This is a genomic window from Mycobacterium shinjukuense, from assembly GCF_010730055.1.
GTDB lineage: Bacteria > Actinomycetota > Actinomycetes > Mycobacteriales > Mycobacteriaceae > Mycobacterium > Mycobacterium shinjukuense.
Genome location: NZ_AP022575.1, coordinates 1,012,112 through 1,027,819 on the forward strand (window position 1 = coordinate 1,012,112; position 15,708 = coordinate 1,027,819).

Consider the following 15,708-nt stretch of genomic DNA (forward strand, 5'->3'; position numbering starts at 1 on the left):
TCCATCATGCGTAGGAACAGGATCGGATGGCAGTCAGCCATATTGTCCCCGATGACGAAATAGACGTCGGCGTGGTCGAAGTCTTCATATGAGCCCGGTGGGCCGTCGTCACCCAGTGACAAGGTGTAGCCCGAACGGCGCCGGCCATGCACAGTCGTGAGTTCGACTCGATCTGGTTGGTGTCGATGAACCCCTTGGTCAGTTTGTTCGCCAGGTACTGGGCCTCGATGGACATCTGCCCCGACACATAGACGGCGACGGCATCCGGGCCGTGCTCGTCGATGATGGCCCGTAACCGGTTGGCGCACTGGGTGATGGCGTCGTCCAACCGAATGCCTTGAAAGGGTTCGGCGCGGTTTGCCCGCAGGTAGGCCGACTCCATCCGGCCGGGTGCGGCAAGCATCTCTGCGGTGGTCGTGCCCTTGGTGCACAACCGGCCGAAATTGGCCGGATGGTTGTTCTGCCCTATTGATTTGGCGATGTGACGACGCCCGCTTCGCGGATCGGTTGCTCGCGCAACGGGCTCGGCGCCGACGGTGGAATCAGCGAGAGAACTTCGACCGGCTTCCGATCCTCTCCGGGTCATCGTCGACCAGCCGATCGGCGCCCAGGTTACCCGTGGACCGCCCGTTCCAGGCCTCGCACCTGGGGTTTTGACGAAACCGGGGGGACATTCACAGTCTTCGCTAGGCTCGCGACGTGCGTCGTCGGCTGTGCGCTGCCCTGATGGTTGTGGGCCTGGTTTCGGGCCCGGCGGTCGTTGGCTGCGCCGCGAAGCGGCCGCCGCCGGTGGCTACACCGCGGGATAGCTGCCAGGACTCCGACGGGCCCAGCGCCGAAACGGTGCGACAGGCCATCGCCGCGGTTCCGATCCTGGTACCGCGATCTACCTGGGTCGAAATCGGCCGGGGGCATACCAGGAAATGCCGCTTGCATTGGGTGCAGATCGTCCCAACCATTGCCTCCGAGTCCACCCCTCAGCAGCTGTTGTTCTTCGACCACAACACCCCGCTGGGCTCACCCACCCCAAACCCGAAGCCGTACATCACCGTGCTACCCCCCGGCGACGATACCGTGACGGTGCGTTACCAATGGCGCATCGGCGGCGATCAGGAGTGCTGTCCGAGCGGAAGCGGCACCGTGGCGTTCCAGATCGGCTCGGACGGCAAACTGCAGGCGCTCGGGCCGATACCGCATCAGTAGCCGTCGCGCGCAATGACTTTCGGGGCCGATGGTCCGGCGCCTCGGCGCGCCGTTGCACGCCGCGCCGAGGCAACCGGGCGGGGCCGATCTTCAGGAGTTCTTCAGGACTTCTACAGCAGGTTCAGGCTGTGCGTGAAATGCCCAGCGGCCGAAAGCCTGGCAGGCTGGAAGTCCCGTGCCTGGACGCACGACGCCGGTTGCAAAGGAGGGTGATGGACCAGCTGACATTGCCGAAGCGCGAGGAGTCGCCCTGGACTGACGGTGCTGCCACGCAACCCAGGTCGGCTGTCACCGGGCCGGCCAGGCGCAGGGGTGGCTCACGTCACATATCCCGTTGGGACCCCGAGGATCCGGTGGCGTGGGAGGCCGGCAACAAGACCATCGCCCGGCGCAATCTGCTGTGGTCGGTGGTGACCGTGCACTTGGGTTACTCGGTGTGGACGCTGTGGCCGGTGATGGAGTTGTTCATGCCACAAGATGTCTACGGCTTCACCACGGGTGACAAGTTTCTGCTGGGCACCACCGCCACCCTGGTCGGGGCGGCCATGCGGATGCCGTATTCAATGGCCACCGCGCTCTTCGGCGGTCGCAACTGGGCGATGTTCTCGGCAAGCGTGCTGCTGATTCCCCTGATCGGCACGATGGCGTTGCTGGCCCATCCGGGTCTGCCGCTGTGGCCGTATCTGGTGTGCGCGGCATTGACCGGCTTGGGCGGCGGCAATTTCGCGGCGTCGATGAGCAACGCCAACGCCTTCTACCCGCACAGGCTGAAAGGATCGGCGCTGGGAATCGCTGGTGGGATAGGCAATCTCGGGGTGCCGACCATCCAGTTGATTGGGCTGCTGGTCATCGCCACCGTGGGCGACGGCAAGCCCTACCTGGTCTGCGGACCCTACGCGGTGTTGCTGGCGATCGCCGCGGTCGGAGCCGCGCTGTTCATGAACAACGTCGAGCAACACCGGGTCAAGCCAGATCGGCTTCGGCCGATCATCTCGGCGGTGCTGTCGACGCGCGACACCTGGTTGCTCTCGCTGCTCTATCTCGGCACCTTCGGCTCGTTCATCGGATTCTCGTTCGCGTTTGGCCAGGTGTTGCAGACGAACCTGATGGCCTCCGGGCAAACCGCGGCGCACGGCGCGCTGCACGCCGCCGAGCTCGCGTTCGTCGGACCGTTGCTGGCGGCCCTGGCCCGGGTTTACGGTGGCCGCCTGGCCGACCGCATCGGCGGGACTCGGCTCACCCTGGCGGTGTTTGTTGCCATGGCCTTCACGGCCGGCCTGCTGATCATCGCGGGCACCGTCGAAGACCGGCACCCGCACCGCCTGCTGGGCCCGCACGCCGGCCTGGCGGGCGGGGCCACCATGGCCGGCTACTGCGCCTGCTTCCTCGCGCTGTTCGTGTTGTCCGGGTTGGGCAACGGGTCGGTGTACAAGATGATCCCGACGATTTTCGAGTCGTGCAGCCGTTCACTGGATCTCAATGACGCCGAACGCCGTGATTGGTCTCGGGTCATCTCGGGCGTGGTCATCGGGCTGGTGGCGGCATTCGGAGCGCTCGGCGGGGTGGCGATCAACCTGGCGTTGCGCCAGTCCTATCTCAGCACCGGCAACGCCACCTCGGCGTTCTGGATTTTCATGGTGTTCTACGCCGCCGCCGCCGTGCTGACCTGGAAGGTGTATGTGCGACGACCGTTCGTCCGCGTTGCGGCGCCGGCTTAGCCGGTCGGGTTCGCCGGGTGCAGCATCTCGGCGGGACGCAGCGGCTCGGGGATGCCGAACCCGTCCACCAGCGTCCTGACGTGCGGGCGCAGCACCCGGCACCGATCGTTGATGCCGCGGGTGATGGCCTTGGCCCGCTCGGTGGACAGGTACCGGTGCGCGCCCCGCGGCCGCCATGATCTGCATCTGCTCGGCCACCTTGGCGCGGGCGATCACCGTGTTCACGTCGCGCCACCGCCCGTCCAGCGCGTTGCGCAGGTGTTCGGCGGTGCCTATCGTGTCTGGTGCCATACCCGACCGTAACCTGTTGCCGGCGTCCCGAAAATCGCCAACCGAGGGCTAACGACCTTGACACCCAGCAACCAGATCGACGGTGGCGGCCTGACCGCTGTCGTGCGCCGATTGCTGGGCCCGTTGCTTGCCCTGTGCTGTCTGGGACCGTCGGTGGCCGTGGCCGGATGCGTACCGGCGCATCCGGGTGCCCCGGCCAGCGGCCCGCGGCCGATGCTGAGCTACCTCGGGCAGGCTCAGGTTCCGTTCGACGCCTCCGTGGCCGGCGCGGCCATCGGCGGCTTGTCCGGGATCAGTTACGACGCCGGCCGCCAGATCTATTACGTGCTCTCCGACGACCGCTCCAAGACGGGCCCCGCAAGGTTTTTCACGGTGCGGCTTTCATTGTCGGACAAGGGGATCGACGACATCGCCATCACCGGAATGCACCCGTTGCTGGACCGGTCCGGTCAGTCGTTCAGGCCGCTGAAGCTGGACGGCACAACGCCGTTTGTGGAGCCGGTGGTACCGCCCGACCCCGAGGGCATCGCGTTCGACGCCGCCCGGCAGCGGCTGTATTGGAGCTCCGAGGGTGAGCGGCTCACCGATCGGGAACCGGTGCTGGCGGACCCCTGGGTTCGGATCGCCGGGACGGACGGGGGCTATCTGGGCGAGTTCGCCTTGCCGCCCAACCTGGCGATGTCTGCCCAGTCCACCGGGCCGCGCCGCAACCAGGCGCTGGAGGGGCTGGCGCTGACACCCGACGGCCGGTCGCTGTTCGCCGCGATGGAGGCCCCGGGTTACAACGACGGGCCCGTCGCCGCCGGCGACCGCGGGGCGCTGACCCGGATCACCAAATTCGACGTCGCCACCGCCGCGCCCTCCGCGCAATACGCCTACCCGACGGAGCCGGCCGCCGGGTCCGCCGAGCGCAACGGTGTCTCCGATCTGGTCGCGCTGTCGGACACGACGTTTCTGGTGGTGGAACGGTCCAAAGCCGTGCCCCCGGTCGTCCGGGTGTTCCGCGCCGAGGTCGGCGCCGCCACCGATGTCTTGGCCATGCCCTCGATGCAGGGCGCCGCGCTGACCCCGATGAGCAAGACGCTGGCCGCCGACCTGTCGGCGACTTCGGGGTCGTCGCCAGCGCCGAACATCGAAGGCATCACCTTGGGACCCACATTGCCCGATGGCCGTCAATCGGTGGTGCTGGTCGCCGACAACGACTTCGCACCCGGCCGGGCCAGCCAGTTCCTGCTGTACGCGATGTCGTGACCGTTGCGCCGTTCGCCGCCGGAACCGGACAAACCCGGTTCACAGCGTGGTGCGGCCGGTGGCGGCGGCGTTGTCGAGCAGGCGGCGCAGCACCTCGACCGCATCCGCCAACACCTGGCGCTCGGCCGGCTCGAGCCGGGCGAGCTGGGGTTCGATCGCGGCGGCCCGGTCTGCCCGCACCGCGTTGAGCGTGCGTAGGCCCTCGGGTGTGATGCGGATGCGGACCGCCCGGGCATCGCCGGGATCGGCGGTTCGCGAAACCAGTCCGGCGTGCTCGAGTCGGCGCACCTGGGTGGTCATCGTCGGCTGCGAACAGTGATCGACGGCCGCCAGGTCACCGATCCGGGCCTCGCCCTGGGCCTCGATGGTGGCCAACAGCCGGGCCTGGGCCGCGGGCAACGGCATCTGGATGCGCTGCGTGGCCAGCCGGTTGAGCCGCGCGACCACGGCCAGCAGGTCAGCACCCAGGCCCGGCTGAGGTCCGACGGCCTCGCCGTGATTGGCGTCGGCGGGTGAACTCATGCGCCCATCGTTGCAGAGCTTTGCTAGCCATTAACTTCGGGCTAGCCGAGACCAACCACGTTGCCCGGCTACCCGGGCCGGCGGATGTGCTGCGCCGGTTTAGGGCCTGGGCCTGGCACAATCGGTGAAGTGACCGCTCCGGACCCGCTCAGTTCGTGCCGCCGGGGCGGGTCACTGCGGCCGGGCGAATTGGCGCAAGCGTCGGTGATGGCGGCGCTGTGCGCGGTGACCGCGATCATCTCCGTCGTCGTCCCGTTCGCCGCCGGATTGGCGTTGCTGGGCACCGTCCCGATGGGGTTGCTGGCCTTTCGCTACCGGCCGCGCGTGCTGGTGGCCGCGACGGTCGCCGCCGGGGTCATTTCCTTCCTGATCGCCGGGCTGGGCGGTTTCATGGCGGTCGCCCACAGTGCCTACAGCGGTGGGTTGACCGGCATCGTCAAACGCCAGCGCCGGGGCACGCCCGTGGTGATCGCCTCGTCTTTGATCGCCGGCCTGGCGTTCGGCGCCGCCATGGTCGGCTTGTTGGTCGTCATGGCGAGGTTGCGGCACCTGATTTTCGAGGTACTGACCGCGAATGTGAACGGGATCGCCGCCACGCTGGTCCGGCTGCGCCAGCCCGATGCCGCCGACGGCTTGCGGCGGTGTTTCGCCGGGGCGCTGCACCACTGGCCGTGGGTGGTGCTCGGCTATTTCGCCATCTGGATCATGATCGTGTCGCTGATCGGGTGGTGGGCGTTGTCGCGCTTGTTGGAGCGCATGCGCGGCATCCCCGACGTGCACATGCTGGACGCCCCGGCCGGCGAGCAACCGGGTGCCCCGATCGGTCCGGTGCCGGTGCGGTTGGGCCGGGTGCGGTTCCGGTACCCCGGCGCCGGCCAAGACGCGTTGCGCGAGGTCAGCCTGGACGTCCGGGTCGGCGAACACGTGGCGATCACCGGCGCGAACGGGTCCGGCAAGACCACGTTGATGCTGATCCTGGCCGGTCGGGAACCGACGTCGGGCACCGTGGACCGTCCGGGCGCGGTGGGTTTGGGCCGGCTGGGCGGCACGGCGATTGTTCTGCAGCATCCCGAAAGCCAGGTCTTGGGCACTCGGGTTGCCGACGACGTGGTGTGGGGGCTGCCGCCGGGCACCACGATCGATGTCGACCGCTTGCTGCGCGAGGTCGGCCTGCAGGCACTGGCCGAACGCGACACCGGAAGCCTGTCCGGCGGTGAGCTGCAGCGTCTTGCGCTGGCAGCGGCCTTGGCCCGGGAGCCGGCGCTGCTCATCGCCGACGAGGTCACCACCATGGTCGACCAGCGGGGCCGGGATGCGCTGCTGGGTGTGCTGTCGGGCCTGACGAAGCGGCACCGCACTGCGCTGGTGCACATCACGCACTACAACAGCGAGGCCGAATCCGCGGATCGCACCATCAACCTCAGCGATTCGCCGGACAACACCGACACGGTCGAGACGGTGACCGCGTCGCGGCCAGCGGAGGATCACCGCGAGCATCAGCCGGTGCTGGAAGTCGTCGGCGTTGGCCACGAATACGGCAGCGGCACCCCGTGGGCCAAGACCGCGTTGCGCGATATCGACTTCGTGGTGCAGCAGGGCGACGGGGTGCTGATCCATGGTGGCAATGGGTCGGGCAAGTCGACGCTGGCCTGGATCATGGCCGGGCTGACGATTCCCACGACCGGCGCCTGCCTCCTTGACGGGCGGCCCACCCACGAGCAGGTCGGCGCGGTCGCGTTGTCGTTCCAGGCGGCCCGGCTGCAGTTGCTGCGCAGCCGCGTCGACCTGGAAGTTGCCTCCGCGGCAGGTTTTTCGCCGCGGGACGAAGACCGGGTGGCCGCGGCCCTGGGCGTGGTGGGGCTGGATCCCACGCTGGGCACGCGGCGCATCGACCAGCTCAGCGGGGGCCAGATGCGCCGGGTGGTGCTGGCCGGATTGTTGGCCCGGTCGCCCCGGGCGTTGATCCTCGACGAGCCGCTGGCGGGGCTGGACGCCGGCAGTCAGCGCGGCCTGTTGCGGCTGCTGGCCGACCTGCGCCGGCAACGGGGTTTGACGGTGGTGGTCATCTCCCACGACTTCGCCGGGATGGACGAGCTGTGCCCGCGCACCCTGCATCTGCGCGACGGGGCGCTGGCATCCGCGTCGCCGGCGACGGGGGGCGTGCCGTGACGGGCACCCGCCGGCCCCCGCGCCCGGTCGTGCTGCTGCTGCCGGTGCCGGGCGGGTCGGCCATCCACGACCTGTGGGCCGGCACCAAACTGCTTGTGGTATTCGGCATTTCGGTGCTGCTGACGTTCTATCCGGGATGGGTGACGATCGGGATGGCGGCGGCCCTGGTGGCGACGGCCGCGTGGATCGCACACATTCCGCGTGGTGCGCTGCCGTCGGTTCCTCGCTGGCTGTGGATCGTGCTCGGCATTGGCGGTGTGACGGCCGCGCTGGCCGGCGGCGCTCCGCTGATATCGGTGGCCGGGGTCGAGTTTGGACTCGGCGGCGCGTTGCACTTTCTGCGGATCACCGCGTTGTCGATCGTGCTGCTCGCGCTGGGAGCGTTGGTGTCCTGGACCACCAACGTCGCCGAAATCGGGCCTGCGGTGGCGACGTTGGGCCGGCCGTTGCGGGTGTTTCGGATCCCGGTCGACGAGTGGGCGGTGGCGCTGGCGCTGGCGCTGCGCGCCTTCCCGATGTTGATCGACGAATTCCAGGTGCTCTACGCCGCGCGCCGGCTGCGCCCCAAACGGATACCCCGAAGCCGCAAGGCTCGTCGCCAGCGGCACGCGCGCGAGCTGATCGACCTGCTGGCGGCCGCGATGACGGTGACGTTGCGGCGGGCGGACGAGATGGGCGACGCGATCACCGCCCGCGGCGGCACCGGTCAGCTGTCCGCGCGGCCGGTGCGGCCGAGGATCGCGGACTGGGTGACCCTGGGGGTCACCGCGGTGGCCGGCGGCGCGGCGGTGGCAATCGAGTTGATCTGCCACCTCACGTAGGGCGCGCGGCGGGCCGGTCAGGGCCGGCTGCGGTCGATGAGGTTGGACACCACGACGATGCTTTCGCTGCGTTCGACGTCAGCGCTTGACCGGATGCGCTCTAGGGCCGCCTCCAGGTGGCGCATGTCGCGGGCGAGCACGTGCAGGATCGCGTCGGAGGCGCCGGTCACCGTCGCCGCGCTGATCACCTCGGGGATGTCCACCCACGCCGCCCGCAGCTGATCGGGGGCGATCCTGCCGTGGCAACACGTTGTGCTTCCCTGTGCCGCAACGGGTTTCGCCGCACAGTTGCGCGAGGCGGGTTTCCAGCCGGTCGGCGTGGATCTGTCTGAGCTGCTCAAGGGCGGCGGATCGGTAAAGTGCTGCACGCTGGAGCTCCACCCATGACGATTCGCTGCCGGGTTGCCGCGGATACGTCACAATCAGCTGATCCAGCGACAGGAGGCGCAAGTGCCGGCAACTTCGACCAGCCTCAAGGAGCAACTGCTGCGGCGCCGTCCGGTGGACGGCGCTCATCTCGTGCCCGGGGGTGCGGGCAGCCTCAAGCGCAGTTTCGGCACGTTTCAGCTGACCATGTTCGGGGTTGGCTCGACGATCGGTACCGGGATCTTCTTCGTGCTGGCGGAGGCGGTGCCGGAGGCCGGCCCCGGGGTGATCGTCTCGTTCGTCATCGCTGGCTTGGCGGCCGGGCTCGCGGCCATCTGCTACGCCGAATTGGCTTCGGCGGTACCCGTTTCGGGCTCGTCGTACTCCTACGCGTACGCCACGCTCGGTGAGGCGGTGGCGATGTGTGTGGCCGCATGCCTGCTGCTGGAATACGGGGTGGCCACCGCGGCGGTCGCGGTGGGCTGGAGCGGCTACGTCAATAAGCTGCTGACCAACGTGTTCGGATTCCAGTTGCCGCAGGCGTTGTCGGTCGCGCCGTGGGACTGGGAGCCGGGGCAACAGCACGGCTATGTGAACCTGCCGGCGGTCGTCCTGATCGGACTGTGCGCGCTGCTGCTGATCCGGGGGGTCAGCGAGTCGGCGACGGTGAACACGGTCATGGTGCTGATCAAGCTCGCCGTGCTGGGCATGTTCGTGCTCATCGCGCTCAGCGCCTATCAGGGCGATCATTTCAAGGACTTTGCCCCCTTCGGCGGCACCGGCATCGGTGCGGCGGCCGGGACGATCTTCTTCTCGTTCATCGGCTTGGATGCCGTGTCGACCGCGGGGGAGGAGGTCAAGAACCCGCAACAGACCTTGCCGCGGGCACTGATTGCGGCGCTGTTCGTCGTCACCGGGGTCTATGTGCTGGTCGCGTTCGCCGCGTTGGGCACCCAGCCGTGGCAGGATTTCGCCGGTCAGGAGGAGGCCGGGCTGGCCACCATCCTCGACAACGTCACGCACGGGCGCTGGGCGAGCACCGTTTTGGCGGCGGGCGCGGTGATCTCGATCTTCACGGTCACCCTGGTCACCCTGTACGGGCAGACCCGCATCCTGTTCGCGATGGGTCGCGACGGGCTGCTGCCAGCGCCGTTCGCGGCGGTGAATCCGCGCACGCTGACCCCGGTGAACAACACGGTGATCGTGGCGCTCGTCGCCTCGATCCTGGCCGCATTCGTACCGCTGGGCCACCTGGCAGACATGGTGTCCATCGGCACCCTGACGGCGTTCATCGTGGTGTCGGTCGGGGTGATCATCCTGCGGGTGCGTCGGCCCGATCTGCCGCGCGGGTTCCGCGTGCCCGGTTACCCCGTCACCCCCGTGCTGTCGGTGCTGGCCTGCGGCTACCTGCTGGGCAGCCTGCACTGGTATACCTGGGTCGCGTTCGCCGGATGGGTGGCCGTGGCATTGACCTACTACCTGGTGTGGGGTCGGCGCCACAGCGCGCTCAACGAGGTAGCGCATGAGGACATGCCGTGACCGTCGTGGTGGGCTACCTGGCCGGTCGCGTCGGCCCGTCGGCGCTGCACCTGGGAGTCCGTGCGGCCCGGACGCTCAAGACCGCGCTGATCGTGGCGACCATCGTGCCGAAGGCGTGGCCGACGCCGTCGATGGCCCGGGTGGACGCCGAATACCAGCAATGGGCGGATCGGCTGGCCGCCGACTCGGCCGACGAGGCCCAGCGTTACCTGCAGACACTGGCCGACGGGGTCGAGGTCAGCTACCACCACAGCGCCCACCGGTCGGTGTCGGGCGGACTGATCGAACTGGTTTCGGAGGTCAACGCCGACATGCTGGTGCTGGGATCATTCCCCGGCGGTCGCCGGGCTCGGGTGCTGATCGGCTCGACCGCCGACTGGCTGTTGCATTCGTCGCCGGTGCCGGTGGCCGTCAGCCCTCGCCAGTACCGCTCGCACGCCACCCGGCTGACCAGACTGACGTGCGGCTATTCGGCGACCTCGCAGGCCGTTGACGTGGTGCGGCGATGCTCTGAGTTGGCCAACCGGTTCGGGGTGCCGTTGCGGGTGATCACCTTCGCGGCCCGGGGCCGCACGATGTATCCGCCGGAGGTGGGGCTACACGCCGAGTCGTGGGTGTTGGAGTCGTGGGCGGCGCAGGCCTGGGAAATGCTGGACAGACTCAGAACCGACGGTGTGGTTAGCGACGACGTCGTGCTGCAAGTGGTCACCGGAAACGGCTGGCAGCAGGCGCTTGACACGACGGACTGGGAGGACGGCGAGATCCTGGCGTTGGGCACGTCAGCCCGCGGCGATATCGCCCGGGTCTTCCTCGGCTCGCACAGTGGCAAGATCATCCGCCACAGCCCGGTGCCGGTGCTGGTCCTGCCCGGCTAAGGCTTGGGTGTCGGTTGGGCTGGGGCCGGCTGTGACCCGGTTCGGCATCTGGGGATTCCGGGCATGCCGCGGCGTCAGCCGGCGAACGTCCCGGTGAGCCGAGCCTGCGTGGTGGCGGCCTCTGCGATCGCCTGCGCCGCCTGCACTCCCGTCGATCCTGGCGGCAATCGGAACGCCGCAGGCAGCTGGTAGAGGGTAAACCGGTAGTGATGTGTGCCCGTGCCCTCCGGTGGGCACGGGCCGAAGTATCCTTGCCGACCGCCCGAATTCGGCAGGCTGTGACCGCCATCCGGAGTCTGGCCGTCCGCCGTGGCACCCGGGCCAGGGGCGATCCCGGTCACGATCCAGTGCACGTACAGGCCACCGACCGCGTCCGGATCATCGACGACCAGTGCGAGTTCGGCCGCGCCCGAAGGGGCCGTCCATGTCAAAGGCGGCGCGACATTGGCCCCCTTGCAGCTGTATTGCGCCGGGATCGGCGCGCCGTCAGAGAACGCGGGACTGCTGATCGTCAATGACTCGGTGGCGGGCGCAGGCGTAGTCCCTCTGACGGTCGTCGCTTTCGGCCCGTACGGCAACCGCTCCGGACCGCCACCATCGCCACCGCAGCCGGCCAGAGCTGCCAAGAATGCCAGCCCGGCAACGGCCACGATGTTGCTGTGAAGGATCACGGCACCAACACGACCTTTCCGAAGTTCTCTCGCCCCGCCAGAATCTGGTGAGCCCTAGGAGCGTCGGCGAAGGGCACGGCCGCATGAACGATCGGCGAGATCGTCCCGTCGTCGAGTGCCTGGGTCAGCGGCGTGATCCACGGCTCGAGCGTGCCCCGGTCATCCCACAACCGCAGCATGTTCAGGCCGATCACCGCCTTCGACTCCTCGAGTTGTTTCATCAGGTTGAAGCCGCGCACCATGAACAACGCGTGCGGAGCCACGCGGCGCAAAGATCGGCGCTCGCCCTGCTGCATGTTCGAAATCCCGTAGCCGACAAGTCTTCCGCCCGGGCGCAGCAGGTGATAGGACCGTCGCAAAGAGGTGCCGCCGAGTGGGTCGAGCACCAGATCGTACCGGCCCAAACCCTGCCACCAGCCGTCACGGCGGTAGTCGATTGCGCGATCAACACCCAACTCGGCCAGCCTCTGGTGCTTGCCCGGCGATGCGGTGCCGTGCACTTCGGCCCCGGCGGCCTTGGCGAATTGGATCGCCGCAATGCCGACGCCGCCGGCGGCGGCGTGCACCAGCACCCGTTCGCCGGTGCGCAGCGACCCGTAGCCGTGCAGTGCCGCCCACGCGGTCGCGTAGTTGACCGGGACTGCGGCGCCCTGTTCGAAGCTCATCGTATCGGGCAGCACCGCCGCGTCGGTGGCGGCCACGTTGACCATTTCGGAGTAGCCACCAAAGCGCGTTCCAGCCAGGACGCGTTGGCCGACCCGATTGGGATCCACACTGTCGCCGACGGCTTCGACCGTTCCGGCGACTTCGTAGCCGACCACCGCGGGAAGTTTCGGCGCGTCGGGATACAACCCGACGCGGGCGAGGTGGTCAGCGAAATTGACTCCCGCAGCGTGAACGACGACCCGCAGCTGACCGGGGCCCGGTGGCGGCGGGTCGGGCCGCTGCTGCACCTGTAGGACCGATGAGTCGCCATGTTTGGTGATGACGACCGCGCGCATGGTTTCCTCCTTGCCGGGGAACGCTGTGTCAGCGAGGCCTGTCCGCTGTCGGTTGTGCACCCCGACTCTGAAAGTGCCTCACCAACGTGGGGAAAGCAATGGCGTGCCACCCCGGAGTTTACGAGCGTGTCTCACGTGATTGACTCCGGCGCTCCGGGCCGGTGCCATCCGACCGACCTCGCGGGCGTCAGCGGGGCCGCGAGCCCGCACGCGTTCTCAACCACTCTCGCTGGCGGCGGACGAACGCTGACATGCCTGGGCGATGCACCGACTGGGCTGTCGTCGCTGGCGGGCACCACCACCCGGAATCGACGTCGATGCAGGGGTCGGCGGACTCCAAACACGACGATCCCACTGGCCACTGAAACCGCTTGCGCAACGGCACGTTTGCCTGTGGATAACCCTGGTGTGTGTCGGCGAACCGTGATAGCATTCGAACATGCATTCGAGTAGCCGGGAGGAGGTTGTCGCGGTGTTCGACGCCCTCGACACCGCCCTGGGTCGGGCGCTGGAGTTGTCGATCGAGGTGTTGACCACCGGCGAGTGCCTGGCCATGCTGGAACGCTGCGAAACGCTGCGCCGCCGCCTGCCCGCCGTCGAGCACCCGTTCATCAACAGGCTCGCCGACCAGGCCGACCCGAGCGAACTGGGCGGCAAACTCCCCTTCGCGTTGGCCGAGCGGTTGCGCATCACCCGCGGTGAGGCAGCCCGGCGCATCGGCGAGGCCGCCGAGCTGGGGCCGCGGCGGGCGCTGACCGGCCAACCCCTGCCGCCGCTGCTGCCCGCCACCGCCGAAGCCCAACGCGCCGGGCGTCTCGGACCCGACCATGTGCGGATCATCCGCGCCTTTCTGCATCAGCTGCCCAGCGGGGTGGATCTGCCCACCCGGGAGAAGGCCGAAGCCGAACTGGCTCAGTTGGGTGGCCGGTTTCGGCCCGATCAGCTGCACAAGCTGGCCGCCAAACTCGCCGACTGCCTCAACCCCGACGGCAATTACCGCGACACCGACCGGGCCCGCCGCCGCGGCATCATCCTCGGCAAGCAGGGCGCCGACGGCATGTCGGCGATCACCGGCTACCTGACCCCCGAAGCCCGCGCCACCCTCGATGCCGTGTTGGCCAAGCTGGCCGCCCCCGGCATGGCCAACCCCGCCGACCCCACCCCGTGTGTGAGTGGCACCCCGTCACAGGCCGCGATCGAGGCCGACACCCGCAGCGCCGCCCAGCGCAACCACGACGGGTTGCAGGCCGGGCTGCGGGCGCTGCTGTGCTCGGGGGAGCTGGGCCAACACAACGGGCTGCCCGCGGCGATCATCGTGTCCACCAGCCTGGCCGAGTTGCAATCGGCTGCCGGGCACGCGCTTACCGGCGGTGGCAGCCTGCTGCCGATGAGCGAGGTGATCCGGCTGGCCGCCCACGCCCACCACTACCTGCGCATCTTCGACCACGGCCGCGAGCTGGCGCTGTATCACACCAAGCGGCTGGCCTCCCCTGCCCAGCGAATAGTCTTGTACGCCAAGGATCGCGGCTGCTCGTTTCCCAATTGCGATGTGCCGGGCTACCTCACCGAGGTGCACCATGTCACCGATTATTCCGAGTGCCGAGAGACCGACATCAACAACCTCACCCAGGCCTGCGGCCCGCATCACCAACTGGCCACCACCGGCGGATGGGCCACCCGCAAACACCGCGACGGCACCACCGAATGGCTTCCCCCCGCCCACCTCGACCACGCACAACCCAGAACCAATAACTACTTCCACCCCGAAAAACTCCTGCACGACGAAGAAGACGAGGACGGTCCGTAGAAGTCGCCCGAACTGCGGCCCGACATTGATTGACAGCCGTTCACCTGATGACGGGTGCGGGCGTCGCGACCTCGACGACATCGAAGTTCGTCAACCAGGCGCTGCGGTAGTCCGACCAGGGTCGGCGTCAGCCGGCCGTGGCGGGAGCATGGCGGCTCGTAGTGCACACAGCGCTGGGCCGAAGCGGCATGTGCTGCCTCGTCGACGACGGTGACCGACAGCAGCATTTCGACGGGTCCGGTGGCGTCGATCGTCAGCAGCAGGCTGGTTCCGGTGATCTGGTAGTGCGCGACCGCGCCTCCGCCCAGGCCCTGTTGACCGCTGGTGCCGGCATCGAATCGGCCCTGCCGGCGCATCGGGTGCACCACGGTACCGACGAACGTGCCGATGCGCCGATCCAGCGGCGACAGCGTCCGAATCTTCTCGAACGCGGTCAATGCTGCCCGCCGCGTCGCGCAACTGCCCGCACGGATCGGCTGGGACGGGCGCGCCGGGTGTGCCGTCCCCGAGGTCAACCCGCAACGCGGGCGAGCGCACGAACACCGCCGAGCCGGGCTTGGCGACCTCACCAAATGTGCCGAAAACGCTTGGCGGACAGGTAAAGCCACCCACGATCTGGATCGCCGCCAGCGGTTTCTCCCAGGTGATGTAGCGGAACCGGATGTGGTCGAACGTGACCTCGATGGCCTGCACGGCCGCCCAACGGCCTTCGTTGGCGCGCACGCTGTAGATGCGCAGCGACTCCCTGAACGGATTGTCGGTCAGAGGTGGCGCGAAACCGCCCATCCAGACCGGGGATCGGAAACCCCGCCACCGCAATCTCGGTCAGCTACAGCTTCTGCGCCAGGTCGATTCGGGCGAGGTCGATGCCGGGGGTGCTGGTGTCCACGTCGAGGCTGGCGACGATGCGAGGGGAGCCGAGTGCGCCGGCATCACCGAGCAGCACCCGGATGTCGACGACGTCGGTGGCAGCGGCCGGAAGGCCGCTCGGCCGGTCGAAGGAACCGTCACCGAAAGCGGGGTGGCGGGGTCGAGCTGGATGTCGAGACCGCCCAGAACGGTGCCCAGCAGAAAGCCGCCGGTGTCGAAGACGACGCTGAGCAACTGCTGATACGCCTGCTCGGCGAATTCAATGACCAGGTCGTACCCGTGGTCTGCTCACCGAGCATCGCTCACCCCGCCCCCTGGCCCGCGGGTGAACCGGATGTTCACGGTGGCGGTCACCACTTGGCCGTTCGGCAGCCGGAAGGACCGCGGCCGATGCAGGTCGGGGCGTCACCGGTCAACGACGCCGCCTTGAGCCGCTGCTTGATGATCGGCGGCACCTCGATCCGCAACCCGGTCAACGTGGCGAAGGGGTCGGCGGCAAACCGCCGCGCCGCATCCGGCTTTGCCAGGGCGGCAAGGATTTTGCGCTCCGATTTGGCCAACTCCTCGAACTCGGCACGCAGCCGGGGCCGAGTCGATCGATCAC

Annotated in this window: 13 protein-coding genes and 3 pseudogenes; 9 read left to right on the forward strand and 7 right to left on the reverse strand. The window is 68.5% G+C overall.

The window, feature by feature from the left end:
• Nucleotides 1–5: 5 nt before the first annotated feature.
• Nucleotides 6–586: pseudogene (locus G6N20_RS21020) on the reverse strand (molybdopterin-dependent oxidoreductase); the annotation flags it as partial.
• A 140-nt stretch (nt 587–726) separates the two neighbouring features.
• On the opposite strand from G6N20_RS21020, the gene G6N20_RS04390 reads away from it, so the two are divergent.
• From G6N20_RS04390 to G6N20_RS04400, 3 genes are all read left to right on the forward strand, one after another.
• A complete protein-coding gene (locus G6N20_RS04390; protein WP_083051215.1) occupies nt 727–1,203 on the forward strand; it encodes an LppP/LprE family lipoprotein in 477 nt (158 codons plus the stop codon).
• A gap of 212 nt (nt 1,204–1,415) precedes the next feature.
• A complete protein-coding gene (locus G6N20_RS04395; protein ID WP_083051212.1) occupies nt 1,416–2,921 on the forward strand; it encodes a nitrate/nitrite transporter in 1,506 nt (501 codons plus the stop codon).
• A gap of 381 nt (nt 2,922–3,302) precedes the next feature.
• Nucleotides 3,303–4,463, forward strand: coding sequence for an esterase-like activity of phytase family protein (locus G6N20_RS04400; protein WP_142272170.1), 1,161 nt, complete (start codon nt 3,303–3,305; stop codon nt 4,461–4,463).
• Between the two features lie 39 nt (nt 4,464–4,502).
• Here G6N20_RS04400 and G6N20_RS04405 read toward each other — a convergent pair whose 3' ends face one another.
• Complete coding sequence (locus G6N20_RS04405) at nt 4,503–4,985, reverse strand: MarR family winged helix-turn-helix transcriptional regulator (protein WP_083051208.1); 483 nt, start codon at nt 4,983–4,985, stop codon at nt 4,503–4,505.
• Between the two features lie 207 nt (nt 4,986–5,192).
• Here G6N20_RS04405 and G6N20_RS04410 point away from each other — a divergent pair, with 207 nt between their 5' ends.
• Nucleotides 5,193–7,154, forward strand: coding sequence for an ATP-binding cassette domain-containing protein (locus G6N20_RS04410; protein ID WP_276004139.1), 1,962 nt, complete (start codon nt 5,193–5,195; stop codon nt 7,152–7,154).
• Nucleotides 7,121–7,975 (forward strand): CbiQ family ECF transporter T component, encoded by an 855-nt coding sequence (locus G6N20_RS04415; RefSeq protein WP_372516388.1) that lies wholly within the window; start codon nt 7,121–7,123, stop codon nt 7,973–7,975. The genes G6N20_RS04410 and G6N20_RS04415 overlap by 34 nt, the downstream gene beginning before the upstream one ends.
• 17 nt (nt 7,976–7,992) lie before the next feature.
• Here G6N20_RS04415 and G6N20_RS04420 read toward each other — a convergent pair.
• Nucleotides 7,993–8,220: pseudogene (locus G6N20_RS04420) on the reverse strand (Lrp/AsnC ligand binding domain-containing protein); the annotation flags it as partial.
• Nucleotide 8,221: 1 nt separating this feature from the next.
• Here G6N20_RS04420 and G6N20_RS21025 point away from each other — a divergent pair.
• The 3 genes and pseudogenes from G6N20_RS21025 to G6N20_RS04435 all read left to right on the forward strand — a co-directional run.
• A pseudogene (locus tag G6N20_RS21025) lies at nt 8,222–8,362 on the forward strand (arginine deiminase-related protein); the annotation flags it as partial.
• A gap of 63 nt (nt 8,363–8,425) precedes the next feature.
• Nucleotides 8,426–9,880, forward strand: coding sequence for an amino acid permease (locus G6N20_RS04430; RefSeq protein ID WP_083051239.1), 1,455 nt, complete (start codon nt 8,426–8,428; stop codon nt 9,878–9,880).
• Nucleotides 9,877–10,755 (forward strand): universal stress protein, encoded by an 879-nt coding sequence (locus G6N20_RS04435; protein WP_083051199.1) that lies wholly within the window; start codon nt 9,877–9,879, stop codon nt 10,753–10,755. Before G6N20_RS04430 ends, G6N20_RS04435 begins: the two co-directional genes overlap by 4 nt.
• 74 nt (nt 10,756–10,829) lie before the next feature.
• Here G6N20_RS04435 and G6N20_RS04440 read toward each other — a convergent pair whose 3' ends face one another.
• Nucleotides 10,830–11,426 (reverse strand): YbhB/YbcL family Raf kinase inhibitor-like protein, encoded by a 597-nt coding sequence (locus G6N20_RS04440; RefSeq protein ID WP_083051197.1) that lies wholly within the window; start codon nt 11,424–11,426, stop codon nt 10,830–10,832.
• Complete coding sequence (locus tag G6N20_RS04445; RefSeq protein WP_083051194.1) at nt 11,423–12,427, reverse strand: zinc-binding dehydrogenase; 1,005 nt, start codon at nt 12,425–12,427, stop codon at nt 11,423–11,425. The genes G6N20_RS04440 and G6N20_RS04445 overlap by 4 nt, the downstream gene beginning before the upstream one ends.
• Before the next feature lie 439 nt (nt 12,428–12,866).
• Here G6N20_RS04445 and G6N20_RS04450 point away from each other — a divergent pair, with 439 nt between their 5' ends.
• Nucleotides 12,867–14,234, forward strand: coding sequence for an HNH endonuclease signature motif containing protein (locus G6N20_RS04450; RefSeq protein ID WP_163662821.1), 1,368 nt, complete (start codon nt 12,867–12,869; stop codon nt 14,232–14,234).
• On the opposite strand, the gene G6N20_RS04455 is transcribed toward G6N20_RS04450, so the two are convergent.
• Complete coding sequence (locus tag G6N20_RS04455; protein WP_083052526.1) at nt 14,180–14,671, reverse strand: hypothetical protein; 492 nt, start codon at nt 14,669–14,671, stop codon at nt 14,180–14,182. The genes G6N20_RS04450 and G6N20_RS04455 overlap by 55 nt on opposite strands.
• Nucleotides 14,672–15,454: 783 nt before the next feature.
• Entirely contained in the window at nt 15,455–15,664 is a 210-nt protein-coding gene (locus G6N20_RS04460; protein ID WP_083052518.1) for a hypothetical protein, read from the reverse strand.
• Between the last annotated feature and the right edge of the window lie 44 nt (nt 15,665–15,708).

What these genes read in the sequence shown, in the direction of transcription:
- G6N20_RS04390 (WP_083051215.1), top strand. Translation starts at nt 727, where the DNA reads ATGGTTGTGGGCCTGGTTTCGGGCCCGGCGGTCGTTGGCTGCGCCGCG.
- G6N20_RS04395 (WP_083051212.1), top strand. Translation starts at nt 1,416, where the DNA reads ATGGACCAGCTGACATTGCCGAAGCGCGAGGAGTCGCCCTGGACTGAC.
- G6N20_RS04405 (WP_083051208.1), bottom strand. Translation starts at nt 4,985, where the DNA reads ATGAGTTCACCCGCCGACGCCAATCACGGCGAGGCCGTCGGACCTCAG.
- G6N20_RS04410 (WP_276004139.1), top strand. Translation starts at nt 5,193, where the DNA reads ATGGCGGCGCTGTGCGCGGTGACCGCGATCATCTCCGTCGTCGTCCCG.
- G6N20_RS04445 (WP_083051194.1), bottom strand. Translation starts at nt 12,427, where the DNA reads ATGCGCGCGGTCGTCATCACCAAACATGGCGACTCATCGGTCCTACAG.
- G6N20_RS04450 (WP_163662821.1), top strand. Translation starts at nt 12,867, where the DNA reads ATGCATTCGAGTAGCCGGGAGGAGGTTGTCGCGGTGTTCGACGCCCTC.